This is a genomic window from Saccharothrix sp. (assembly GCF_031180885.1).
Taxonomy (GTDB): domain Bacteria; phylum Actinomycetota; class Actinomycetes; order Mycobacteriales; family Pseudonocardiaceae; genus Actinosynnema.
In genome coordinates this window covers 71,265-95,766 of sequence record NZ_JAPSLK010000033.1, presented here as the reverse complement: position 1 = coordinate 95,766, position 24,502 = coordinate 71,265, and the positions used below count along the sequence as shown (strand labels likewise).

General features: G+C 71.3%; 17 protein-coding genes and 1 pseudogene. 11 read left to right on the top strand and 7 right to left on the bottom strand.

Going from position 1 to position 24,502, the window contains the following annotated elements; translation table 11 throughout:
• Positions 1–182, top strand: a pseudogene (locus RIN75_RS29365) (GNAT family N-acetyltransferase); the annotation flags it as partial.
• A gap of 30 nt (positions 183–212) precedes the next feature.
• Positions 213–998, top strand: a complete 786-nt coding sequence (locus RIN75_RS29360) for a carbon-nitrogen hydrolase family protein (RefSeq protein WP_309115279.1) — start codon at positions 213–215, stop codon at positions 996–998.
• Between the two features lie 249 nt (positions 999–1,247).
• Here RIN75_RS29360 and RIN75_RS29355 read toward each other — a convergent pair whose 3' ends face one another.
• Both RIN75_RS29355 and RIN75_RS29350 read right to left on the bottom strand, forming a co-directional pair.
• On the bottom strand, positions 1,248–1,589 hold the full coding sequence (locus RIN75_RS29355) for a hypothetical protein (RefSeq protein ID WP_309115278.1): 342 nt from the start codon (positions 1,587–1,589) through the stop codon (positions 1,248–1,250).
• Between the two features lie 196 nt (positions 1,590–1,785).
• A complete protein-coding gene (locus RIN75_RS29350) occupies positions 1,786–1,911 on the bottom strand; it encodes a trypsin-like serine protease (protein ID WP_309115277.1) in 126 nt (41 codons plus the stop codon).
• 155 nt (positions 1,912–2,066) lie between these two features.
• Between RIN75_RS29350 and RIN75_RS29345 the strand changes: the two genes are divergently transcribed.
• Entirely contained in the window at positions 2,067–3,353 is a 1,287-nt protein-coding gene (locus RIN75_RS29345; protein WP_309115276.1) for an ROK family transcriptional regulator, read from the top strand.
• Positions 3,354–3,365: 12 nt separating this feature from the next.
• Here the strand turns inward: RIN75_RS29345 and RIN75_RS29340 are convergent, their stop codons facing one another.
• Positions 3,366–5,051, bottom strand: coding sequence for an ABC transporter substrate-binding protein (locus RIN75_RS29340; RefSeq protein ID WP_309115275.1), 1,686 nt, complete (start codon positions 5,049–5,051; stop codon positions 3,366–3,368).
• Positions 5,052–5,292: 241 nt separating this feature from the next.
• Between RIN75_RS29340 and RIN75_RS29335 the strand changes: the two genes are divergently transcribed.
• Entirely contained in the window at positions 5,293–6,807 is a 1,515-nt protein-coding gene (locus RIN75_RS29335; protein WP_309115274.1) for a cellulase family glycosylhydrolase, read from the top strand.
• Between the two features lie 87 nt (positions 6,808–6,894).
• Here the strand turns inward: RIN75_RS29335 and RIN75_RS29330 are convergent, their stop codons facing one another.
• Together RIN75_RS29330 and RIN75_RS29325 are read right to left on the bottom strand one after the other, a co-directional pair.
• On the bottom strand, positions 6,895–8,889 hold the full coding sequence (locus tag RIN75_RS29330; protein ID WP_309115273.1) for a beta-galactosidase: 1,995 nt from the start codon (positions 8,887–8,889) through the stop codon (positions 6,895–6,897).
• 151 nt (positions 8,890–9,040) lie between these two features.
• Positions 9,041–10,840 (bottom strand): rhamnogalacturonan lyase, encoded by a 1,800-nt coding sequence (locus RIN75_RS29325; protein WP_309115272.1) that lies wholly within the window; start codon positions 10,838–10,840, stop codon positions 9,041–9,043.
• Between the two features lie 792 nt (positions 10,841–11,632).
• Between RIN75_RS29325 and RIN75_RS29320 the strand changes: the two genes are divergently transcribed.
• The 5 genes from RIN75_RS29320 to RIN75_RS44255 all read left to right on the top strand — a co-directional run bounded on the left by RIN75_RS29320 (position 11,633) and on the right by RIN75_RS44255 (position 16,659).
• Positions 11,633–13,774, top strand: coding sequence for a GDSL-type esterase/lipase family protein (locus tag RIN75_RS29320; RefSeq protein ID WP_309115271.1), 2,142 nt, complete (start codon positions 11,633–11,635; stop codon positions 13,772–13,774).
• Positions 13,775–13,808: 34 nt separating this feature from the next.
• On the top strand, positions 13,809–14,666 hold the full coding sequence (locus tag RIN75_RS29315) for an SGNH/GDSL hydrolase family protein (RefSeq protein ID WP_309115270.1): 858 nt from the start codon (positions 13,809–13,811) through the stop codon (positions 14,664–14,666).
• Positions 14,667–15,048: 382 nt separating this feature from the next.
• On the top strand, positions 15,049–15,921 hold the full coding sequence (locus tag RIN75_RS29310; protein ID WP_309115269.1) for a calcium-binding protein: 873 nt from the start codon (positions 15,049–15,051) through the stop codon (positions 15,919–15,921).
• Between the two features lie 262 nt (positions 15,922–16,183).
• Positions 16,184–16,366, top strand: coding sequence for a hypothetical protein (locus RIN75_RS29305; protein ID WP_309115268.1), 183 nt, complete (start codon positions 16,184–16,186; stop codon positions 16,364–16,366).
• 20 nt (positions 16,367–16,386) lie between these two features.
• A complete protein-coding gene (locus tag RIN75_RS44255; RefSeq protein WP_375296042.1) occupies positions 16,387–16,659 on the top strand; it encodes a hypothetical protein in 273 nt (90 codons plus the stop codon).
• A gap of 141 nt (positions 16,660–16,800) precedes the next feature.
• On the opposite strand, the gene RIN75_RS29300 is transcribed toward RIN75_RS44255, so the two are convergent.
• Both RIN75_RS29300 and RIN75_RS29295 read right to left on the bottom strand, forming a co-directional pair.
• Positions 16,801–18,033, bottom strand: a complete 1,233-nt coding sequence (locus tag RIN75_RS29300; protein ID WP_309115267.1) for a SpoIIE family protein phosphatase — start codon at positions 18,031–18,033, stop codon at positions 16,801–16,803.
• A complete protein-coding gene (locus RIN75_RS29295; RefSeq protein ID WP_309115266.1) occupies positions 18,033–19,127 on the bottom strand; it encodes an alpha/beta hydrolase in 1,095 nt (364 codons plus the stop codon). Before RIN75_RS29295 ends, RIN75_RS29300 begins: the two co-directional genes overlap by 1 nt.
• Before the next feature lie 511 nt (positions 19,128–19,638).
• Between RIN75_RS29295 and RIN75_RS29290 the strand changes: the two genes are divergently transcribed.
• Together RIN75_RS29290 and RIN75_RS29285 are read left to right on the top strand one after the other, a co-directional pair.
• Positions 19,639–22,803 carry a hypothetical protein gene (locus tag RIN75_RS29290; protein ID WP_309115265.1) on the top strand — a complete coding sequence of 1,055 codons (3,165 nt, stop codon included), beginning with the start codon at positions 19,639–19,641 and terminating at the stop codon, positions 22,801–22,803.
• Positions 22,787–24,496, top strand: a complete 1,710-nt coding sequence (locus RIN75_RS29285; RefSeq protein WP_309115264.1) for a hypothetical protein — start codon at positions 22,787–22,789, stop codon at positions 24,494–24,496. Before RIN75_RS29290 ends, RIN75_RS29285 begins: the two co-directional genes overlap by 17 nt.
• Positions 24,497–24,502 lie beyond the last annotated feature (6 nt).

Genomic DNA, 24,502 nt, shown 5'->3' with positions numbered 1-24,502 from the left:
GCAGGCGGGGCTACCGCCGGATCAACCTGGAGACGGGCACCCAGGACTTCTTCGCACCGGCCCGCCGTCTCTACGCCCGCCACGGCTTCGTGCCGTGCCCGCCGTTCGCCGACTACCTGCCGGACCCGAACAGCGTGTTCATGACGCTCAGCCTCACCGGCACGACGTCCACCCGGGACTGACGCATGGGCTCGCCAGGAATGATGCCCGGTGTGGAATCGGACAAGTTGGTGGTCGCCGTCGCGCAGGACGCGCCCGTGCCCGGTGACGTCGCGGAGAACGCGCGGCGCGCGGCCACGACCGTCGCCGCCGCGGCGGACTCGGGCGCGCGGCTGCTGCTGTTCCCCGAGCTGTCGTTGACCGGCTACGACCTGGACCGCCTCGGCGATCCGGCGTGCTGGGTCACCGCCGAGGACCCGCGGCTGGACGTCGTCAGAGAGGCGAGTCGCGCCCACGGGGTGACGACCGTGGTCGGCGCGGCGTGGCTCGGGCCCGACGGCGATCGGCTGCTGGCGTCGATCGCGCTGTCGCCGGACGGCACCGTCGAGGTGGTCGGCAAGCGCTACCTGCACGGACCCGAGCGGGACCTGTTCCGGCCCGGGGTGCCGGCGCGCCCGCTGGTCGTCGACGGTTGGCGGGTCGCGCTCGCGGTCTGCTACGACGCCGCGGTCCCCGAACACGCACGTGCGGCGGCCGAGCGGGGCGCGGACGTCTACGCCGTGTCGGCGCTGTACACCCAGGGGCAGGAGCGTCGCCTGGACCTCCACCCCGCGGCCCGCGCGATGGACCACCGGATGTACGCGCTGGTGGCCAACCTCGCGGGCGCGGGTCCCGGTTGGCGCTCGTGCGGCGGCAGCGGCGTGTGGCACCCGGACGGGCGTCGCCTGGTCGAGGCGGGAACCGACCCGCAGCTCGTGATCGCCGTCCTGGAGCGCGCCGAACTCGACCGGCTGCGCGCCGACGACGCGAAGGCCGGGTACCTGCGCCCGGTCGGCTGACCCGGCCGACCGGGGGCGGAAAAGGGTTCGGCACATCGAGGCGGTGCTCGGCAAGCGCCTGTCCGCACTGGCATTTCTCGACACCGCCGTGCGGCGAGTGAGAACGGCGAAGGGCTGCGGCAGCGACTCGTCGACGCCGTGCCGCTGTCATCGGGCCCCGAAGCGCTGGTCGTGGTGGGCACGGCTTGGCCAACGCCGAGGTGCGTCCGAGTCGTGCCGAGGGCGGACCCGGCTGGGCGAACCACTCGTTCAGCGCGGGTCGCGCAGGTCGAGAGGCGGTGGTGGTGCGCCTTCGGTCCGGTGTTCCCGGGCGATGGACGCCAGGTCGGCGGTGTCGAGGGCGGTGCGGACCGCTGCCGCCACGTCGAGGCCCTCGGGTAGGGGCCGCAGCGCCACCACGCGGTCACGGCTGTCGAGGGCGAGTCCGTGCGGGGCGAGCTGCCGGTCGATCGCCGCCCGGTAGGCGATCTCGACCTGCTCGCGGCTTTGGCCCTCGTGGGCGGCGACGTGCGCCGTGACGAGTTCGTCGAGTGACCGCACGACGCCGAGATCGGCGAGTGTGCCGACGATCCGGAGCGAGGTGTCGCTCATGACCGGAATTGTCGGTCGAACGCCGCCCACCCGCGCGTTGTCGCGGGTGGGCGACTGGTCGAGGTCTCGTCCGGCGTCAAGGGTGTCGGCGGACCGGTGTGTCGCGGTGCGGTTGGACGGAAGGGTCGCCGGAGTGGCGGTTCCCGGCGACCCTTCCTTCGCGTGAGGTACCCGGCGCGCTGGCGAACCGTGCGGATCAGGAACGGATCTGCGCGTCGATCACCGACGTGTAGGTGGAGACGCGGACGTAGATGCCCGGCTTGTTCGGCTTGGCGCAGCCGTCGCCCCAGGACACGATGCCGATCTCCTTGCCCCCGGCCATCAGCGGTCGGTGTGAGGTGCGAGCGCACCTCACACCCCCACCGCCATGTCCGCGCCCGGCAAACCCGCAGATGAGCGGCTCGCCCGGTGGCCGCGGCGACGCCGGCGTGAACCGCAGGTGAAGTAGCCTGGCCAAGGTCGGGTGAGGGAGGTTCCGTGGCGAGGAGCCCGGTGTGGGCGAGCCGGTCGAAGACGCGCGGCCTGGTGCTGGACGTGATCAGGGCCGCGCGGACGATCAGCCGGGTGGAACTGGCCGCGGCGACCGGTCTCACCGGGGCGACGATCTCCGAGGTCGTGCGGGAGCTGCTGGGCGACGGTCTGGTGGTTGAGGTGGGTCGTGGCGCGTCGACGGGCGGCAAGCCGCGCACGCTGGTCCAGCTCAACCCACCGGCCCGCTACGGCGTGGGTGTCCAGCTTGAGCGCAACGCGTGCGTCATCGTGCTCGTCGACCTGGCCGGACGGCCGGTGGCGCGGACTTCGTTTCACGGTGTGGCGTCGATGCCGCCGGATCGGGCGTTGCCGCTGGTGGCGTCGCAGGTGGACGCACTGCTGACGACGGCGGCCGTCGAGCGCGCGAAGGTGCTCGGGGTCGGCCTGGTCAGCTACGGTCCGCAGGACCGGAGCGCGGGTGTGCTGTTGACGCCGCAGCCCACCGAGGAGTGGTGCGACTACCCGGTCGCGGGGCGCCTCTCGGAGAGCCTGGGCCTGCCCGTGCTGCTGGACAACGACGCCGCGGCGGCCGCGATCGCCGAGTACTGGATGGGCGCGGTGGACCCGCGGAGCACCTACGGCTGCATCTACATGGCCACCGGGATCGGCGGCGGCGTGGTGGTCGCGGGCGAGGTGTACCGGGGCAGCTCGTCGAACACCGCGGAGATCGGCCACGTCTCGATCGACGTCCACGGCGACGAGTGCACGTGCGGCAACATCGGGTGCCTGGAGAACTACGCCGGCCCGTCGGCGGTGGTCCGGCAGGCGTTGGCGACGCCGGGCCTCGCCCGACGGCTGGCGCTCGACCCGGCGGGCGACGACGTCCTGACCGAGTTCTCGCGGATCGCGGCGGCGGCGAACGCCGGTGACGCCGAGGCGCGTGGACTCGTCGAGCGGTCGGCGCGCTACCTCGGTCACGCCGCGGTCACCGTCGCGGTCCTGTTCGACCTGGACACGATCGTGCTGGCCGGGCAGAGCTTCGCGGTGGCGGGTTCGATCTACCAGGCGGTGATCCAGCAGCAGTTGGACCGCAGGTCGTTCGCCCGGCGGGCGCACCCGGTGCGCGTGGTGCCGTCGGTCAACGGGTCGGACGCGGCGGCGATCGGCGGTGCGGTCCTGGTCTTGCAGAACGAGTTGACCCTCGGCCGCGGCCGACCCGAGGACCGGTCGGCGCCCGCCGGCGCGAACGAAGCGCGTGACCACCTGCTCCCGGCGCGGAGCACGGGCCAGTAGTGCCACCCGGGTTCACTTGCCCGTGGGCTTGAGGCGCACGAGGACTTCCGCGTTGTCGGGGCTCGCCCAGACGGCGGGGAAGGCGTACAGGTCGTTCTCCGTGGGCCAGCCGGTGAACTTGGCGTCGTGGTAGACGCTGATCGTGCCCTGGGTGAGCACGGGGATGTAGGGCATCGCCTGCTCGACGCGGGTCTGGATGGTCTCCAGGTGGGGCTGCCGGGCGGCGGTGTCGGTGGGGTCGAGGAGCTTGAGGGCGTCGAGGGCCTGGTCGACCCGCGGGTCGGAGAACCGGCTGACGTTCGGGCCGGGTTTGGCGCCCACCTCGGCGGTCTGCGCGGTGCTGTAGAAGTAGTTGTAGAGGTAGTACGGGTCCGGTGCGGGGCCTTGGTAGAGCGAGTCGACGATCACCTGGTAGTTGCCGCGGTCCCTGGCGTCGACGAACTCGTTCCAGGACACCTGCTGCAGGGTGACCTTGATGCCGGCGCGCTGGAGCTGCTGGGCCATCGTGTCGGCCGCCGTGATGTAGTCGGTCCAGCCGGCGACGACGCTCAGCGTCAGCGACACCGGCTCGCCGTTCCTGGCGTGGATGCCGTCGGGACCCTTGGTGTAGCCGGCGCTCTCCAGGAGTTGCTGCGCCTTGGCGGGGTCGGGCTTCATCGGGGCGGTGCGGTCGCGGAGTTTGTCGGAGATGAGGGCGCCGTCGCGGCGGGGGAGCAGGAAGCTCGGCGAGATGTCGCTGCCGGTGTTCTCGAACGCCAGCGCGTTGACCTGAGCGCGGTCGATCGCGTGGTAGATCGCCTGGCGCACGGCCGGGTCGGTCTGCGGACCCCGGCACCCCAGGGCGGCGCTGCTGCACGTGACCAGCGCGATCTGGTTCACCGGGGTGACGACGGCCCGGTAGCCGGGGTAGTTCTCCGCCACGTCCTCCAGGTCCGGCACCGGCCCGGTCTGCCAGTCGATCTGGCCCGCCTTGAGCGCGGCGGCGCCGGCCTGGTTGCCCGACAGGGCGAGGTAGCGGACCTTCTTGACGGCGGGCTCACCACCCCAGTAGCCCGGGTTCGCCTTGAGCGTGAACGCCTGCGGCTTGAACTCCTCCAACAGGTACGGGCCGGTGCCCACCGGGTCCTCCACCACGGTGACCGCCGGATCGGCGATGTCCTTCCACTTGTGCGCGGGCACGATGTACGTCCTGCCGAGGATCGCCGGGCCGTCCGCGAACGACGGCCGGTCGAACGTCACGACCACGTGCTTGTCGTCGACCGCCTCGGCCCGGCCGGCGTAACCGCTGCTGTTCATCCCCTTGTGCTTGCTGATCATGTCGAGGGTGAACACGACGTCGGCGGCGGTGAACTTCCGGCCGTCGGACCACGTCACGCCGTCCCGGAGGGTGATGGACAGTCGCGTGCCGTCCGCGTTCCAGGCGAACCCGGTGCCCAGCCGCGGCGCCGGTTCGGTGTCGCGGACGACGTTGTAGAAGAACAGGGTCTGGAAGATCGTCCCGGTCCCGCCGATGTTGGTGGGCGCGTACGGGTTGAAGTTGACCTGGTAGTCGCCGGACTGCCCGGTGTAGGCCACCAGGGTGGAACTCCCGGGCCCGGCGGAGGTGCCCGACGGTCCGCAGCCCGCGGCCACGACGGCGCCGACTAACAGGGCGGTCGCCGTCCGTGCGCCCCTGCGGGCACTCCTCGACACCCTCACGACGTCCTCCTCGACGTGTCGTGCGGCGGCGGGGACGACAGCCGCCCAGAAGGCCATTATTTAAGTTACCTAAGTAAGCCGGTCAAGGATCGGATGGTTCGGCCGGTGGTGGCGCTGCGGTCCACCTCAGCGGCCCGCAAGGGCTATTGACTTACTTCGGCTTCCTGCGTAACCCTCTCTGGGAACGCTCCCAGAGTCAATGAACCGTTTCCGTTGATCGGCCCTGCACAAAGGAGTGCTGATGTTGGGAAGAGTCGGGAAACGCCGCACCGCGCTCGCCGCGTTGGGCGCGGCGGTGTCCATCGCGGGTACGGCCCTGATGGCGGCGGCGGGTGGGTCGTGGGCGAGTGACGCGAGCACGGCGGCGGCGTTCGCGTGCCGGGTCGACTACACGACCAACGACTGGGGCAGCGGGTTCGGCGCCAACGTGACCATCGCCAACCTGGGCTCGTCGGCGGTCAACGGCTGGACGCTGACCTACACCTACGCCGGTGACCAGACCCTCCAACACGGTTGGAGCGGTGCGTGGTCCCAGTCGGGCAAGACGATCACCGTCACCAACCTGAGCTGGAACAGCACCATCCCCCCGAAGGGCAGCGTCAGCATGGGGGCGAACTTCTCCTACAGCGGCAGCAACGCCAAGCCGACGGACTTCGCCGTCAACGGCGCCACGTGCACCGGCACCACCCCGACGACCACGACCACCACCACTACGACAACCACTCCGCCGGTCGACGGTCCCGCGCCGGAGCTGCGCGTTTCCGGCAACAGGTTGGTCACCGCCGAGGGCAAGCCGTACCGGCTGCTGGGTGTGAGCCGGTCCAGCGGCGAGTTCGCGTGTGTGCAGGGCAAGGGCATGTGGGACGGCGGCCCGGTGGACCAGGCGTCGGTCGACGCGATGAAGACCTGGAACATCCACGCGGTGCGGATTCCGTTGAACGAGGAGTGCTGGCTGGGTGTCCACGGCACGCCCGGCGGCGCGACCTACCAGCAGCACGTGAAGGACTACGTGGATCTGTTGGTGGACAACGGGATCAACGTGATCCTCGACCTGCACTGGACCTGGGGCGCCTACACCAACAGCCCGGACTGGCACTGCAAGGACGAGCACGCGACCTGCCAGAAGCCGATGCCCGACGCCCGCTACGCGCCGCAGTTCTGGACCGGCGTGGCGAATGCGTTCAAGGGCAACGACGCCGTGGTCTTCGACCTGTTCAACGAGCCGTACCCGGAGATGGCCGCCGACTGGAACAAGACCCTGGGCTGGAAGTGCTGGCGCGACGGCGGCATGTGCACCGGCCTGCCCTACGAGACCGCCGGGATGCAGGACTTGGTCGACGCGGTCCGGGCGACGGGGGCGACCAACGTCCTGATGCTGGGTGGTCTGGAGTGGTCCAATGACATGCGGGAGTGGTTGGCGCACAAGCCGATCGACCCGTTGAACAACATCGCCGCGTCCTGGCACGCGTACAGCTTCAACGCGTGTGCCAACGAAACCTGCTGGGACGCCCAGATCGCCCCGCTCGCCCAACAGGTCCCGATCGTGCTCGGCGAGTTCGGCCAGGACAACTGCGGCTTCGACTACATGCAGCGGCTGGTGGACTGGGCCGACGCGCACCACATCAGCTACCTCGCGTGGACCTGGAACCCCTGGGGCTGCACCACGGGCGCCGTGCTGATCAAGGACTGGGCCGGCACGCCCGAACCCGGCATCGGCGAGGGCTTCAAGGCGCACCTGCTCTCCGTCACGCCGTAACCACCCGCACCACACCAGGACCCGGCCGGCCCGCCTACCCCGGCGGGCCGGCCGACCTCGCAACAGCCGGTCAACGCCCGGTGTCGTTCACCGGATCTGCCGCACGACGCGCACCTCGCGGCCCGGCACGACCAGTTCGTGGTCGACGGTTTCCCCGGTCACCAACTCGACCCCCTTCACCGCCACGCGGCGCTCCTCGTCGCCGTGGTTGAGGGCGAAGACCCACGTGGTGCCGTCCTTCTCGCGGCGCACCACGTCCAGGCCCGCTCCGCCACCGGACGGTTCGATGCCCGCGTCGTCCAGCACCTGTCCGACGAACTCGTCCATGCTCTCGGGCTCAAGGGCGCAGGACACGTAGTAGGCGGTGCCCGAGCCGACCGCGCGGCGGGTCAGGGCGGGCCCACCGGCCAGCGGACCGTCGGCGTAGCGCGCGACCACTTCGGCGTCGACGACGTCCATGAGTTCCGACCACGTGTGGAACGTGGCGCCGGAGTCGAGTCGGCCGCGCTCACCGGGGTGCAGCGGGAAGAACTCCTCGGACCGCACGCCCAGCAGCTCGCGGAACGCACCGGGGTAGCCGCCGGGCCGCACGGCGTTCTCGTGGTCGACGATGCCGGACATCCAGGTCACCACGACCACGCCACCGCGTCGGGCCACCGCGGCGACGCGCGCGGCGGACTCGTCGTCCACCAGGAACAGCGTCGGCACGATAACCAGGTCGTAGGTGCTCAGGTCGGTCCGCGGGGGCACGACGTCGACCAGGACGTTGCGAGTCCACAGCGCGCGGTGCCAGGCTCGTGGTTCGTCGCCGTAGCCGATCTCCTTGTGCGGCTTGAGCCCTCGGGAGAACGCCCACCCCGCCTCGTTGTCGAACAGCAGCGCGACCCGCGCCGGTGCCACGGTGGAGCCCCGCACTTCGGCGAGCCGGCCCAGCACCGCGCCCAGCTCCCGCACCTCGCGGCCGATCTTGGAGTCGGGACCGGCGTGCGACACCATGCCCTGGAGGAACTGCTCGGCGCCCCGCAACGAAGCCCGCCACTGGAAGAACAGCGCGCCGTCGGCGCCGCGCGCGACGTGCCCGAGACTGTCCCGGACCAGCTCTCGGGGCGCCTTGGCGCGGTTGACGGGGTACCAGGCGTGGGAGCTGACCGAGTGCTCCATGAGCAGCCACGGCCCGCGACCGGGGGTCATCCCGCGCACCCGGTCCGCGCTGAACGCGATGTCCTGAGCCGACAGCGGGTCGGTCGGGACGGTGTAGTGGTCGTTGGCGACGACGTCCACGTGCCGGGCCCAGCGCGGGTAGTCGACGACGTCCTGGTGGGGGCCGACCATGAAGTTCGTGGTGATCGGCGTGGTGGGCGCGAACTCGCGGATGGCGTCGCGCTCGGCCCGGAAGTGGTCGAGCAGCGAGTCCGAGCAGAACCGGTCGTAGTCCAGCACCAGGGCCGGGTTGTGCGCCTCGACGCCGCGGGGCGCCGGCACGTGGTCCCAGTCGGTGACGTGGAGCCCCCAGAACGCCGTGCCCCAGGCGCGGTTCAGGTTGTCCAGCGAGCCGTAGCGCAGGCGCAGCCAGCCCCGGAAGGCGGCGAGCGACTCGTCGCAGTGGCAGCGCCGGTTCCCGCCGCCGATCTCGTTGCTCACGTGCCACAGCACCACCGCCGGGTGCGCGGCGTAGCGCTCGGCGAGCGCCTTCGTCATGCGCAACGCGTAGCGCCGGAACGTCGCGGAGTTCGCGCACCAGCCGTCCCGCGCCCCGGGGTGGCGCCGCGTCATGTCGGCGTTGACCGGGAGTATCTCGGGGTGGGCGGCGAGCAGCCACAGCGGCGGCGAGGCGGTGGGGGTGGCCAGGTCGACGGCGATCCCGTTGCGGTGCAGCAGGTCGATGACGCGGTCCAGCCACGCCCACTCGAACACGCCGTCGGCCACTTCGAGGGCGCCCCAGCTGAACACGCCGAGGGTCACGATGTTCACGCCCGCCTCTTTCATGAGGCGCACGTCCTCGTCCCACACCTCCGCCGACCACTGCTCGGGGTTGTAGTCCCCGCCGAAACCGAGCCCCGAGGTGGGCCAGTGCGTCGTCATCCGTCGAGTCCTCCAGTCGGCAGCGCAGCGGCCCTCGCCCACCCGTCGCCGAACGGGTGGGCGAGGGCCGTGCGGAACAGGTGATCGGGTTTCGGGACAGGGCAGGTGCTCCTGCCGCCCGCGAAGGGCGGCAGGAGCGTCGGGTGCGTTGTCACGGGGTGGCGAAGCTCGGGTGGGGCGGCTGGTTGTAGGCGGTGTTCTGCCACGCCACGGCCAGTCGGTACTGGCGGTCCTGCATCAGCGACGGACGGCTGATGCTCGTCGGGTCGGTGGTGGAGTAGATGCGCAGGGCCCGGTTGTCGGTGGTGCGCCAGATGACCTCCTCGCGCCAGTCGCCGAGGATGTCGGCCTGGAGCACCGGTGTGGACTTGGTGCCGTTGTTGGACGCCACCCCGGAGCCGGTGAGCAGGCGGGTGTCGCCGCCGGTGCCGTACTTGGTGATCTGGGTGCCGTCCAGCAGTTCCCGCTGCGCGTCGCCGTCCCACCAGATCACGAAGTTCTGCGAGCCCGGCTTGCGGGCGGCGACCTGGTTGCCGTTCGCCGCGCTGCGCAGACCGCCGACCGACGAGGACCAGATCTCCGCGCCGGGGCTGCCCGCCCACACGTCCGCGGCGACGCCGCGCCCGGTGTCACAGCCGCAGGAGGGCGCGCGGTAGAGGAACTGGCCGGTCCGCGCGTCGTGCACGTCCATCGCCGGCGAGCTGGTCCACTCGTGGACGGTGAACACCTCCAGGCCCGGCCTGCTCGGCGCGAGGTCGCCGACGTGCAGGGCGTCGCCGTGACCCAGACCGGTGCTGTACATCAGGGTGCCGTTGTCGTCGATCGTCGCCGAGCCGTAGACGATCTCGTCGCGCCCGTCGGCGTCCACGTCCGCGATGGACAGGTTGTGGTTGCCCTGCCCGTACGCGCCGCCTCGGCCGGAGTCGTAGGTCCAGCGGCGGGTGAGCTGGCCGCCGCGGAAGTCCCACGCGGCGATCACCGCTCGGGTGTAGTAGCCGCGGGCCATGATGATGCTCGGCCGCGAACCGTCCACATAGGCCGTCGCGGCCAGGAAGCGGTCCGCGCGGTTGCCGTAGTTGTCGCCCCAGTCCGAGACGTTGCCGCGCGGGGGCACGTAGTTCTCGGTGTCCAGGATCGCGCCGTCGCTGCCGCGGAACACGGTCAGGAACTCCGGTCCGGACAGCACGTAGCCGCTGGAGTTCCGGTGGTCTGCGTTGGCGTTGCCGATCACCTGACCGGTGCCCGATCGCGTGCCGTCGGCGGTCTTCACGACCACCTCGGCCCGGCCGTCGCCGTCGTAGTCGAACACCTGGAACTGCGTGTAGTGCGCGCCCGAGCGGATGTTGCGGCCCAGGTCGATCCGCCACAACCGCCTGCCGTCGAGCTTGTAGGCGTCGAGGATGGTGTTGCCGGTGTACCCGGACTGGGCGTTGTCCTTTGCGTTGGTCGGGTTCCACTTCAGCACGATCTCGTACTGCCCGTCGCCGTCCAGGTCGCCGACGCTGCCGTCGTTGGCCTCATAGGTGAAGCTGCCCGACGGCGTCGAACCCCCGGCGGGGATCTGCAACGGCACGTCCCTCGTGCTCGCGGTGACACCCACCTCGCCTCCGGTGTGGGGCGACATCCGCAACGCGCCTTCCGCCGCGGCGGCACCCGCCCGCTCGACACCGCCCACGACCGGACGAACCGCGTAGACGGCGTTCGCCGGCGCGCCGTGGTCCTGGAAGTTCGTGCGGGTGAGGGGAGTGGAGGTCACCTTCGTGCCGTCGCGGTAGACGTTGAACGCCGTACCCGGCGGGTCACCCGCCGACAACCGCCAACTGAGGAAGTTGCCCTTCCCCGTGTGGACGCTGACGAGCCCGCGGTCCAGCCTCTCGGCCCGCGGGACGTCGGGCGCGGCTCCTGCGGTCGGGTGCGTCACAGCGCCGGCCACGAGGACTGACGACGTCATGACCAGCAGTGCACGTATCAACGTTGATCTGTGCATGGCAGATTTCCGTTCGTCGGAGTTGTGCTTCCCATGGCGGCGGAATGCGGATGGCCCGGGCTCGGCCGTTGTCAAAGCCCGTGATCATCCACAGAGGACAGTGGGACCGTGGTGCCGTTCCGGTCCGAATCGGGCACGGGTGGGACCGGGGGAGGTGCGGCAGGCGACAGCGACCAGGGTTGTGAACGTGCACAGTAGCTCCCTGAATGCGGTGTGTAAACAGACCGACTTCGGTTATTTCGCCCGGCTGATACACTGTCCACAGTGGACTAGTGAGGTAGGGTGCGAGCCATTTGGGACGCCAGGACTCGATGTGGCCGCCGATGCTGGCCCGTTCGGGCGATGTCCGAACCGCGCTCGAAAGGTTTTCGCTCCGGGCTGTTGACACCGGGACGGCGGCGTTCGTACGGTCTCCACGGCAGGGTTGTCGCCGGAACGTCATGGGCGACAACGAAACCCCGACATCGACCCGGGCCGCGAAAGCGGTCTGATCAGTACTGCGACCAGCAACTGGATAACGCTTTCCATAACGCCGGCGCGTGATTTGAATCGTTTCACAACCGACGACAGACGCTGGGAGTGCCTCCGGCGTCGGCGACGAAGGGTGGCGGTGGCGCTCGCGAACTCGACCAGGGTGTGGGCGATCGCCGTGTCCAACGGGACCGGCGGATCCTCTTGCGTCCACAGTGGACTACGTATGCGGTGCCCATCAAGGCGAAAGGTACGCACATGACATCGTCGTCATGCGGTGTGGTCATGCGATCGGCATCGGTGTTGGCGGTGGCGGTCGCGACTCTCGCGCTCGCACCGGCCGCGCCGTCGGCTCGGGCCGCCACGATCGACACCGCGGCCACCGCTGTGGTCGCCCGGCACAGCGGCAAGGCGATGCAGGTCAAGTCCGCCGCCGAGGGCACGCGGGTCTCCCAGTACGACATCAACTCGGGCGCCAGCCGGCAGTGGCAGCTCGTCCGGCTGGGCAGCGGCACGCCCGGCGGCACCGGCGCCCCCACCGACCCGAACGTGAAGTACTTCGGCCGGTGGAACACCGCCGACCCGACCGCGTACGTCTCCGAGTGGGCGGGCGCCTACCTGGTCGTCGGCTTCACCGGTCGGACGGTGAAGCTCAAGCAGCGCAACGCGATCGACTTCTTCGTCAGCATCGACGGCGGCCCGGACGTGTCCTACGTCAACCGCGGCGGCACGGTGGACCTCACCCCGATCCCGCTCGCTGCGGGCAACCACACACTGCGCGTGTCCTACCGGCCGGTCGCCGGGTCCTACCGGGGTGACGCGGTCTACCGGGGCATCGAGCTGGACGCCGGCGCCGCGACGTTCGCGCCGCCCGTGCCGGGCAAGACCATCGAGTTCGTCGGCGACTCCATCACCGTCGGGCAGCAGTCGTCCAAGCAGGCGCTGACCGCCTACGGGTGGCTGGTCGGCGAGCGCCTGGGCGCGGGTCACACCCAGATCGCCGTGGGCGGCGCGTGCCTGGTCTCCGCGGCCGACGGCTGCATCGGCATGAGCGACCGGTTCCTGCGCACCGGCCTCCAGGCCAACGCCGCGAACTGGGACTTCTCCCGCTACCGCGCCGACGCCGTGGTGATCAACCTGGGCACCAACGACGTCGGCCACGGCGTGACCGGTGAGCAGTTCCAGAACGCCTACGTCACCCTGATCCGCCGCGCCAAGGCGAAGTACCCGAACGCCACGGTCCTGGCGTTGCAGACCTTCCGGAAGCGCTTCATCCCCCAGACACAGGCCGCCGTGCGGATCGTCGACGACCCCAAGGTGCGGTTCGTGGACACCACGGGCTGGATCGTCGAGGCGACCGACACCACCGACAACGTCCACCCCAACGACCAGGGCCACCGCAAGATCGCCGACCGCCTGGCCCCGATCCTGTCCTCCGCGCTCACCACCCCCGGCGCCGCGCCGGCGGACGCCGCGCCGGCCGGCTGCACCGGAACCGGTCCGATCACCTGCCACTACGACGTCGCCCCCGGCCACTACGACGTGACCGTGCGGCTGGGCAGTCCCACCCGGGCGGCCAACACCGGCGTCACCGCCGAGGCTCGTCGCCGGGTGCTCTCCGCCGTGGACACCGGCGCCGGCCAGCTCACCGATCGGGTCCTGACCGTCAACGTCCGCACCCCGGAGGGACAGCCCACCGGTCAGGGCGGCACCGGCACCCCGGGGTTGACCCTGGTGTTCGACGGGCGCGCCCCGGCGGTCGAGGCGGTCACGGTCAGGCAGGCCAGGCCGCCGGCGCTGTTCCTGGTCGGCGACTCCACCGTGTGCGACCAGCCCGTCGCCCCCTACGCCGGCTGGGGCCAAGCGCTGCCCCGACTGCTGCGCGAAGGCCTGTCGGTGGCCAACTACGCGGACTCCGGCGAGAGTTCCGGCTCGGTGCTGTCCAACGCGGCGCTGTTCCCCGCCGTGCGGTCCCAGGTCCGGGCCGGCGACACCGTCGTGATCCAGTTGGGGCACAACGACAAGCGGACCACCGCCACCGCGTTCCGCGACAACCTCACCCGCATGGTGCGCGACGTGCGCGCGGCCGGAGGTGCCCCCGTCCTGGTGACGCCACCGGTCCGCCGGTTGTTCGACTCGGCCGGGCGCCTCACCGCCACCGCCCGCCACGTCAACGAACTCGGCGTCAACCTGCCGAACGAGGTGAAGACCGTCGCCCGCGCGCAAGGAGCACCGCTGATCGACCTGACTTCGCTCTCCGCCACCCTGGTCGAACAACTCGGCGCGACGGCTTCCGAAAGGCTGTTCCTGACCAGGGAGAAGGGCGACAACACCCACTTCTCCGAGTACGGCGCGGCCGCCATGTCGAACCTGGTGCTGAACGAAGCCGTCCGGCTCAACGTCATCCGGTCGACGCAGGTCCGCTGACGCCCGCAGTCCGCCGAAAACGACAGGAGGATCGATGGGGATTCCCGCACGGAGCAGGTACCTGGCGGTCGCCGCGGCCGTGTGCGCCGCGATGGCGGCCGTGGTGGCACCGGCGAACGCCGCACCCGCCCCGGCACCGTGCCCCGCGCCGCGGGCCGGTGGTCCGGGGGCCGCCGCCGCGCCGTTCAAGGTGTGGCTGGCCGGTGACTCCACCATGGCCAACGGCAGCGGCACGTGCCCGGTCGGCTGGGGCCGGGAGTTCGACCGGCTGTTCAACGACGACGTCACCGTCGTCAACAACGCCGTGGGCGGCCGGAGCATCCAGACCTGGCTCTACGAGTCGAACGTCAAGAGCACCAAGGACTCCACCGGGGAGTGCGTGGTCAGCCCGCGCACCTACGCCGCGCGCTGGTCCGGTATGCTCGCGGCCGGCGGCATGCGGGCGGGGGACTGGCTGATCATCCAGTTCGGCATCAACGACGGCGACCGCAACTGCCCGCGCCACGTGGGCACCACCCGCTACCGCCAACTGCTCGGCACGATGGCGCGCGAGGCCAAGGCGCGGGGCGTGAAGCCGGTGTTCGTCACGCCCGTCGCGGCGATCCGCTGCTCCGGCTCGACCGCGGTCGGCAACCGGGGGTTCGTCGACGAGACCATCGCGCAGGGCCAGGCCGACCAGGTCCCGGTGATCGACCTGCACCGGCGCAGCGTCGCCCTCTACAACTCGCTGCGCCTGTGCCCCAACGACGGCAACTACAGCGAGGGCGCGGTCGGTGCCTTCTTCTGCAACGACCACACCCACTTCGAAGCCGCCGGTGCCGCCCGCATCGCGGAGGTGGTCGCCAGGGCACTGCGGGAACAGGGGATCGGCCTCGCTTCCTCCCTGCGCTAGTCACAGCTCAACCGCTCCAACCGTGATCAACAGGGAGAGTGAAGGCGCAGCTCGATCCACGCGGGCCGCATGCTCCTGGCTCGTTGGCCGGGCAGAAGGCCTTCCGCGCCCGCTCATTCCCACAGGGCTCGACCCGAATCGTGGAAAGCCACCTGTCCCACCTATTCGCGAAACTGCGCGTCTCCACCCGAACCGAAGTGGGCGTAGCCGTTCACCGCCTCGGCGGGTCCACCGCGCGGGCAAAGGCGAACGCCGCGGCTTCGCCGAGACCGACAGCCGCTCGACGGTGGCGACCACAGGCCGACCCCAACCCGATCACAAGCCGGCCCCGGTGTGCTGATCCCGGTCGGGGGCGAGGGCTCCCGGGATTCGGAGGAAGCACATGAAGAGGATCATCGGACTCGGGGTGGCGGCGGCGCTGGCGACGCCCGTGCTGCTGACCACCGGCACGGCGTCGGCGGTCGGTGTCGGCGAGGTCGCGCTGTCCGTGGACACGTTGGTGTACCAGGCCGGGAGCGTGAACAACAGCATCTCCGTGCAGCACTCCGGCGCGTGGATCCTGTTCGACGACATCGTCGACATCACGCCCGGCATCACCTGCTGGTACCCCACGCCGGCCGACCACACCCGCGTCGCGTGCGACAGCTCGGGGGTGAAGCGCGTCCAGGTCTTCGCGGGCGGCGGCAGCGACGGAATCACCAGTTGGTTGTCGCTGCCCGCGATCCTGTGGGGCCAGGCGGGCGACGACAACATCCACGGCGGCCCCGGTGACGACATCCTGCGCGGCGACAGCGGCAAGGACCAGTTCTGGGGTGGCGGCGGCCGCGACGGCGTCACCTACTACGGCTACGCCGAGGGGGTCACGGCCGACGCGGACGGCGTGAGCCAGGACGACGGCGCGGCGGGCGAGGGCGACACGATCGCGTCGGACGTGGAGGACCTGTACGGCGGAGAGGGCCGCGACCGGCTGTACGGCAACAGCGCCGTCAACTACATCAACGGCAACGGTGAGAGCGACTGGATCCAGGGCTTCGGTTCGGTGGACACGCTGGCAGGCTCCGATGGCGACGACACCGTCCTCGGCGGCGAGGGCGGCGACTTCCTGTACGGCGGCCCTGGTGGCGACCACCTGTACGGCGAGGCCGGCAACGACCACATCGAGGGCGGCGACCCGGGCTACGACTGGATCGACGGCGGCACGGAGGTGGACACCTGCCTCTACGGCGACAACTACACCGCCTGCGAGGTGTACTGACCGATCCCGGTGGGGCCGCGCCGGCCAGGCGCGGCCCCGACCACAACCCGATCACAAGGCCGCCGGGCTACAACGGTGCCGACCTCCGGGAACCGGAGGACCACACCCGAAGGGGGAGACGTGCGAGGCAGGACACGAGGGGGCGTGGTCGCCGTGGCGCTTGTGGCGTTCACGGCGCTGCTGAGCGCCGTCACCGGCAGTCCATGGCGGCTTTGGCTACGACGCGGTCCAGTACAAGTTCGGATCCCCAAACCAACTCGACGTGATCTACAGCGACGTCGAGAGCATCAGCAACGGGGCAGGTCTGTACACGCTGGAGGCCGCCGTGGTCTACGTCGAGCCCGTCAGCCCGGACCTCCATTACAACGCCGGACCGCACCGGGGCGGCTCCACCACGGTCTCGCTCCTGCCCGGCGGCGCCGGCCACGTGGTCCAGGACTCGTAGCCGCTCGTCGCGGCCGACGGCTGCCGGCATTCCGACCGGTCCGACCTGACCCGGGTGGTCTGCGACGTCACCGAGGTCCGGGGCATCGTCCTGCGCGGCGGCAACGGAACGACCTGCTCGCCAACCACACCGACACGCCGTCCACGCTCTTCGGCGGCCCGGGTGACGACGTCCTGACGGGCGGATCGGGCGACGACGTCCTGGACGGCGGCCCGGGCCTGGACTCCCTGGACGGCGGAGCGAGCGCGGACAGGTGCACCGGTGGCGAGCGCGTGACGGCCTGCGAGCTGTGACCGCACACGCGTTCTGACGCGGCGGTCCCGATCCGGGGCCGCCGCCCGAAAGGCGGTGGTCCGGGCCGCGATCATCTCCTGATCGGGAGATGATCGCGGGGCCGCCACCGCGGAACGTGCGGTGGACGACGCCCAAGGGGGTCACGGGCGGTCTCCCGAGCCGGGCAGGCCGAGGGCCAGCAGTGCGACGTCGTCCTCCAAGCCGTCGCCGAACGCGGCCAGGCGCGCGGCGAGGGCGCTCACCAGCTCGGCCGCCGCCGGTGGCGCCTGGTGCAGGAACTCCAGCAAGCCCTCCTCCTCGAACCGGGTGTCCGGGCCGTCGGCGGTCCGGGCCTCGGTGAGGCCGTCGGTGTAGAGCAGGAAGGTGTCGCCGGGCGCCAGGGTCAGGTGCCGGGTGACGAAGCGGGCGTCGGGCAGCACGCCCACCAGTTGGCCGCCGGTCGTCGGGTGGTAGGCGGCGGTGCCGTCGGCGCGCAGCACCGCGGGCGGGGTGTGGCCGCCGCCGGCGAAGGTCACGCGGCACTGCTCGTCGGCCGGTTCCAGCACGCCGAACACCACCGTGCAGAACCTCGGCACGCCGTCCACGACCTCCTGTCCCAGCACGGTGTTGAGGGTCCGGAGCACCGCCTCGGGCCCGGGGTCGGTGACGGCCGCCGCCCGCAGCGTGTACCGGGTGAGCGACGTCACGGCCGCCGCGACCGAGCCCTTGCCGCACACGTCGCCGAGGAAGAAGCCCCACCGGCCGTCGCCGAGCGGGAACAGGTCGTAGAAGTCGCCGCCCACCTGGTCGGGCGAGGCGTGGTGGTAGTGCGCCGCCACCTCGATCCCGGGCACGGTCGGCAGGGACGGCGGCAGCAGGGTGCGCTGGAGGGTCGTGGCGAGCTGCTCGATCCGGTCGCGCTCCTGCTCGGCCTGCCGCCGGGCGCGCAGCAGCTCACGCTCGTAGGCGCGCCGCTCGCGGGCGTCGAACACCGTCGTGCGGACCACCCGCGGCGCGCCGGTGGGCCCGCGCCGGACGACCGAGGTGACCAGGACGGGCAGCCGGTCGCCGGACGCGGTCACGAGGTCCAGCGCGATGCCGTTGACCTCGCCGTGCATGGCGAGCAACGGGGCGAAGTGGGTCTCGTGGTAGATCCGGCCGCCGACGGTGAGCAGGTCGGAGAAGTGCAGGCGGCCCACCACCTCCTCGCGCCCGCGGCCCAGCCAGCCCAGCAGGGTGGCGTTGGCCTTGACGATCCGGCCGTCGAGCATGGTGGACAGGTAGCCGCAGGGCGCGCTTTCGTACAGGTCCTCGGCGCTCTCCTCCAGCAGGCCGGCGAAGGCCGGGTCGTCCAGGTCCCCGTCGCGACCAGGAGGCGGTTCGCCGCCGACCATCACGGGCGTGCCCCGGTGAACGCGGCGATCGCCGCCGCCGTCCGGTCGGGGGCGCTGAGCTGCGGGCAGTGGCCGACGGCGTCGAGCGTGACCAGGGTGCTGCCGGGGATCTGGGCCTGCACGAACGCCCCGACCCCGCGCGGCGCGATCGCGTCGTGCGCGCACTCCACCACCAGCGTCGGCACGGTCACCCGGGCCAGGTCGGCCCGGTTGTCGGCCAGGAACGTGGCGCGGGCGAACGCGCGGGCGATGTCGGGGTCGGTGCGGCAGAAGCTCTCCCGCAGCTCCTCGGCCAGCTCCGGGCGGTCGGGGTTGCCCATGATCACCGGGGCCAGCGCGGCCGACCAGCCCAGGTAGTTGCTGTCCAGGGACTCCAGCAGCTCGTCGATGTCGGCGGCGGTGAAGCCACCCCGGTAGTCGCCGTCGTCGAGGTAGCGGGGCGAGGGCACGAGCAGCACCAGCTTGGCGAACAGCTCGGGGGCGTCGGCCGCCGCCAGGACGCCCATCATCGCCGCGACGGAGTGCCCCACGAACACCACGTCCCGCAGGTCCAGCTCGCGGCACAGCTCCACCACGTCCTCGGCGTACCCGCGCAGCGTCGAATACCGCTCGGGGCTCCAGGCGGACAGGTCCGAACCACCCGACCCGACGTGGTCGAACAGCACCACCCGGTGGTCCCCGGCGAGCTTGGGCACGACGAGCCGCCACAGGTTCTGGTCGCAGCCGAAGCCGTGGGCCAGCACCACCACCGGCCCTTCGGGATTGCCGGTCACCACGACGTTGTTCCTGCGGCGAATGTCCACGACACCCATCCTCACACCGATGGCGTCCGGTCGCCGCAACGCCCCGGACGGCAGCTCCCCGCCAAGGCTCGGTCGCCATGCGCCACGCCACGGCAGGGGTGTCACGTTCGAACGGGCCACCGGTGTCATGGGACCACCGTGGTCGACGAAGCCGCCGGTCGCGCACCGCTGCCGGACGTAGCCGTCCTGCACCGACGGCAGGATGAGCGGGTCGCTCCCGCCCTGGCGACCGATCCGCGCGTACGCGACCTGTTCCGCCTGCTGCGCGAGGACGACCCTCCCGGATGTCACCGGAACGGATCACCCGCAAGGCCAGGGACGACGGCATCCTGCTCGTCGCGGCGACGAGCCCGCACCGCTGGGACCCGACGCCGCACCTCCCACCACCGACCGCGCAGCGGTCATCCGGCTCCGGGCCGAACGCCACGGCCTTTGGTCCGACGACATTCCCAGCTCCGACCCCGTCACCGGCCTCCTGACCGTCGAAGCCTGACCATGGCGAACCACCTGGTGCGCGCCCGAGCCGGGTGTGATCCAGGACACGTATCACGAACCCCCCGATCGGACTCATTATCGGCGACTTAAGAAACCCTTGATATTCAAGGCAGAGCCTATGGTTCGGGCAATTGGTTCCCGGTCCGGCGCGACGGATCGGCCGAGTGGACCAACTTGACCGGAATCTGTCTCCACCGCGCCACCGGCACGTATCCGGCACCGGGGGCCGCACTCCTACCTGTCGAACTCGAACCCGCCCGACCAGGGGGGACGGGCGGAACTTTCGACGGCGAGGAATGTGGTTGTGATGACATCAGCTCTCGTGACGGCGACGACCGGGAGGACGGGCGGTCGCGCGGCGGTGATTTCCGGCGGTGACGCCCGCCGCATCACGACGCCGCCCCGACCCGCTATTCCGGAATGGGTCGCCTCGTCCCTGAGACGTGCTTACCCGCACGGTTACGCGAGCCTCGAAAAGGCGATCACCGACGCGTCCGCCGCGGTCGACCTGCCGAACGTGGCGGACGTCGAGATCCACGCGGACCGGGTGCGGCTGAGCTGCCGGCGGGGCGACGTGGTCGCGGAGGTCCCGTTCGACGTGAGCGGTACCGCGCCGCACGGCGGTGTGCCCGACTTCGTGCTCGACCACGACCGCCAGGCGGTGTTCCTGTTCAGCGACCGCGACGAGCGCGGCGTGGCGGCGCCCGCGTTGCGGCAGTGCCTGTTCGACCTGCTGCGCCCCGGCTACTGGCTGGTCGAGGGCGCGGCCGAGCCCGGTGGCGCGCTGCTGCACGGCGTGCCCGGGATCGACGAGTTCCTGGCCGGGATCCTGGGTCGTGCGGACGTGCGCGCCATCCACCCGTGGGTGCGCGCCGCGGCCGCCGCGATGAGCCGCGAGCCGGGGACCGGCGGCTCGGAGTTCGCGCAGAACCTCCACCGCGCCTCGATCGAACTGCGCCGCAACGGGCTCGACCCCGAGCTGCAACGGGCACTGGACACCACCGCGCGGACCGCCACCCGCCTGCGGCGCGGCGTCCGGCCGGTGCTGGCGATCCGCCGGGCGTCGCGGCACGCGGTCCTGCGCGGGATCGGCGCGGACGACATCGACTCGCTGCGGGCGACCTTCGCCGACCCGGCGGTGTCCGACCGGCTCGCGGCGGCCCACCCGATCGACCCCGCGTTCGTCGCGGACGCGAGCGCGGAGGATCTGCTGGCGCTCGTGGACGAACTCCGGGAATGCGAGTTCTTCACGTTTTTCGTGATGGACCGGATAGCGCCCGCCGCCAGCGGTGTCACCAGGTCGGTGACCGGGGTCGACCACGCGCCGGCGGCCATTCTGATCACCCCGGACAACCTCCGGGAATCCACGACCCTGGTGCGTTCCCTGTCGCGGGCCAACGCGTTCCTGTTCTCCCGGGAACAATTCCGCCGGACGATCGGCACGGCGCGGGGCGACCTGCTCGGAATCGACCGCGGCCGGCAGGTCGTCGGTTTCTTCCCCGGTCTCGGCAGCCGGTCGTTCTACCGGGATCTCGGTCGGGGCCTGCTCGACTCGGGCATTCCCGAGGTGGTCGAGGTCTACGAGCAGGGCGCGCGGGCGCTGGGCCTGCCCGGCCCGGAACGGCTGCTGCTCGTCCCCGAGAACGTGCCGGGCGACCGGCTCGCCGCGCAGGGCTTCATCGGTGCCGCCTTCCTCGCGCACGGCCTCGCCCTCGACATCCACCTGCGCGTGACGGCGGCGAACGCGGGCGTGCCGTTGCGCCTCGCCGGCTACACCGGTGAGAGCTTCGGCATCATCACGGCGGCGGTGGCCGCGGGCGCCCTCTCCGTCGCCGACGGGACCAGGCTCGCGCACGCGTTCACCCCGCTGCTGCTGACGGCCGCGGACGGCGTGGCCGACGACGACCCACTGGCCGCCGAACTGGCCGCGTACCTGCCGGAGTCGCTGCGCGGTCGGCCGCTGGTGACCGAGCCGCACCACGTGGTCGGGCTCCGCGGCGAGCCCGCGGACCTCGCCGCGCTCCTGGCGGCGATCGCGCGGAACTTCCCGACCTCCGACGTCGAGGTGCACAAGGTCTACTCGCACCGCCAGACCAACGTCTACGTCCGCGCCGGCGCCAAGGACGCCTTCGACCGGTTCGCCGGGGGCTTCCCGGCCGTCGCGGTCGAGGAGCTGAAGCCGCCGACCACGTTCCTCGCCCACGCCGAGCGGATGACCGCCGTGCGCCACGCGTTCGAGCGGTTCATGGCCGACCGGGGAGTCGTGTTCCGCAAGCCGCACACGCCGGTCGTGTCGAACAACAACGCCGGCCTGCTCACCACGGCGGCCGAGGTCCGCAACGGCGTCCTGGCGATCATCGACGAGGTCATGGCGTCGCGCGCGACCGCGGAGACGCTGGACGCGCTGCGCCCGGACGCGATCGTCGAACTGGGCCTGGGCGGCAAGTCGGTGCGGCTGCTGGTCGACAACGACCTCGACGTGCCGGTCACCTCCTACACCGGGACGGCGGGCGCGGCGGAGGAGTTCCTGCGCGCGGTGCGGCTGGCCGACACCGTGCTGGGGCAGTTGGCGGACCTGCGGACCGCGGCCGACCGGATCACCGACCGGCACCACGACGCGCTGCGGGAGGTTTTCCGCGCCTCCCGGGAGGACCGGTTCTGCGAGCGGTACCTCTACCGCACCATCGGGCGCGTCGTCGCCGACGAGGCGACCCACCGCGACCGGTCCGCGTCGCCCGCGTTCCACGAGCTGCTGGAGACCTTCCAGCACACGTACAACTACCGCGATCACGTCGACCTCGACGCGGGCGAACTCGTGCTCCAGGCCCGGTTGAAGAAGCGCATCGTCGGCGAGGCCGAGGAACTCGGCCAGGTGTTCGCCGAGCTGAAGGTGGTCGACGCGGCGGGGGTCGTCGGCGACCGCAGCCTCACCGGCGTCGAGCAGCACGAGGTGGTCGTGATCCACTTCGACCACCTGCCCGGCCTCGACTACGCCGACCTGGCGGTCAACACCCGGCTGCTGCTGGACACGCAGCCGCTCGCACGCCAGATCTACGACCAGGTGTTCGACAGCCTCGGCGTCACCGACGACGGGTTCCTGACCCTGCCCGGCGTCACCACCCCGACCGTCGACCAGCTCGCCCTCGGCTACCTGGTCTACCAGTACACGCTGTTCCGGCTGCTGCGCCTGCACCGGCCCGCCGCGTTCCAGCACGACCACTACCTCGCGGGCAGCGACCCGATGGGCTGGCTGGTCGCGCTGGCCGCGTCCGGGGCGGCGGCGCTGCCGGACGTCGTGCGGCTCTACGCCGCCTACCTGCGCTCCGGCATGGAGACCGACGAGGCGCGGGCCGCCCTGGAACGGGTGCTGGCCTCGCTGCGGACACCCGAGGTCCCGGTCCTCTCCCCGGCGGGCACACCCCTGCACGCGAAGATCGATCTGGAGGTTGCGACCCGTGTCGTCATCGCCTAGCACCCTCGACTCACCCGTCCGCCGGATAAAGCTCAACGGCAACTGCCAGATCCTGTCCCTCGGCTCGACGCTCGACGCCGCGCACTTCGACACCGGCCCGTTCCGGGCGGACGTCATCGCGGTGCGGTCGCCGACCGACATCTGGCGCAAGCGGGCCAACCCCGCCCTGGACGACTTCGAGACGCGGTCGACGCTGTCGCTGACCGCCGAGTACCGCGAGGTGCTGCGCCACGCGCGCGGCCGCAACCTGCTCAGCAGCGTCGTCTACGCCTACGTCGACAGCGGCGAGGAGGTCGTCGGCTTCGGCAAGGGCGGCAGCGAGTCCATGACCATCTTCATCAGGAAGGAGGGCGACGACCGCGTCCACGTCCGCAAGATCCTCAGCGAGGCCCTGACCACCGCCCGGTGGAACCGCGACGGCGAGGGAGTGATGCTGCCGCCGTTCGCCAAGGCGCGCAACCAGGCGGAGTACCTCAAGGCCCTGCCCGAGTCGGTGCGCCCGTACTTCCCCCAAGCCTTCGCGAGCCTGGAGCGGGAGATCGGTGTCCCGGAGCACCTCCGGCAGGACGAGCGGACCACGCACAAGGAGGTCATCTACGAGATGAGCTACGTGCCCGGCACGGAGGTCAGCCGGTTCGTGGCCGAGCACTGCCCGCCGCCCGCCGTGATCGCCCGCCTGTACACGGTGGTCTTGAAGGTCCTCAACGACGAGGTGCACGCGGTCAACCGCGTCCCCGCGCCCGGCCGGACGCTGGAGGACTCCTACTTCCGCAAGATCGAGGACCGGCTGGACCTGTGCCGCCGCACCGCGCCGCGCACGTTCGACGAGCACCTGATCGACACCGAGCGGATCGTGGTCAACGGGGTGTCCTACCTGAACTCGGCGGCCCTGCTGAGGCGGTTCCGGGGCAACCCGGCGTTCCTCGACGTCCTGGAGCCGCGGGTGCACTCCCTGGTCATGGGCGACACGAACACCGAGAACATCAAGATCACCGACATCGGACCGCTGCTGCGGGCGCAACGCCTGATCGAGTCCGGCGCCCCGGCCGACGAGGTCGACGCGGCGCTGGCCGCCGTCACCGCCGCGTCGCTGGGCATCAGGTTCCTCGACCCGAGGGCGATCGGCTTCCGCAGCACGGGCGCCGACACCCGCGACGACCCGATGTACGACAACAAGCCCTGGCACAACTCCATCGGCCACTACGACGAACTGCACCACGAGCACTTCGCGCTGCGGGTCCGGTGCGGTCCGGGGCGCACGCCCAGCGTCGACATCGAGTTCACCGAGGGCAACCCCTACCAGCGGGCGTACCGGGTGCGTGACGTGGCGGTGGCCGGCGGACCGGTCGACCCGGACGCGCCCCGGGGCATGGAGGACCACTTCGCCCCGATCATGACCGAGGTGTACGGCCTGGACGACCCGGGCTCGCCGCACCTGCGCGACGACCCGTACTGGCTGATCCGGTTCGCCTTCGTCATGGGCACGCACTTCACCGCGATGCCGCCGTTCCACTTCCAGGCGGAGCTGGGCGGCACCCTGATCGACAACCACCAGTCGCAGCGACGGCCGGTGGCCATCTACTGCGAGGGCATCAAGTGGCTCAACTGGGCCCTGGAGATGCTGGAGGGGCGCCGCACCGAGTTCCTCGGCCTGCCGGTCCCGCCGCTGCCCGGCCGCGCCGCCGCCGCGTAGTCCCGC

What these genes read in the sequence shown, in the direction of transcription:
- RIN75_RS29355 (WP_309115278.1), bottom strand. Translation starts at nt 1,589, where the DNA reads ATGAGCGACACCTCGCTCCGGATCGTCGGCACACTCGCCGATCTCGGC.
- RIN75_RS29350 (WP_309115277.1), bottom strand. Translation starts at nt 1,911, where the DNA reads ATGGCCGGGGGCAAGGAGATCGGCATCGTGTCCTGGGGCGACGGCTGC.
- RIN75_RS29335 (WP_309115274.1), top strand. Translation starts at nt 5,293, where the DNA reads ATGTTGGGAAGAGTCGGGAAACGCCGCACCGCGCTCGCCGCGTTGGGC.
- RIN75_RS29330 (WP_309115273.1), bottom strand. Translation starts at nt 8,889, where the DNA reads ATGACGACGCACTGGCCCACCTCGGGGCTCGGTTTCGGCGGGGACTAC.
- RIN75_RS29325 (WP_309115272.1), bottom strand. Translation starts at nt 10,840, where the DNA reads ATGACGTCGTCAGTCCTCGTGGCCGGCGCTGTGACGCACCCGACCGCA.
- RIN75_RS29320 (WP_309115271.1), top strand. Translation starts at nt 11,633, where the DNA reads ATGCGATCGGCATCGGTGTTGGCGGTGGCGGTCGCGACTCTCGCGCTC.
- RIN75_RS29315 (WP_309115270.1), top strand. Translation starts at nt 13,809, where the DNA reads ATGGGGATTCCCGCACGGAGCAGGTACCTGGCGGTCGCCGCGGCCGTG.
- RIN75_RS29310 (WP_309115269.1), top strand. Translation starts at nt 15,049, where the DNA reads ATGAAGAGGATCATCGGACTCGGGGTGGCGGCGGCGCTGGCGACGCCC.
- RIN75_RS29300 (WP_309115267.1), bottom strand. Translation starts at nt 18,033, where the DNA reads ATGGTCGGCGGCGAACCGCCTCCTGGTCGCGACGGGGACCTGGACGAC.
- RIN75_RS29290 (WP_309115265.1), top strand. Translation starts at nt 19,639, where the DNA reads ATGACATCAGCTCTCGTGACGGCGACGACCGGGAGGACGGGCGGTCGC.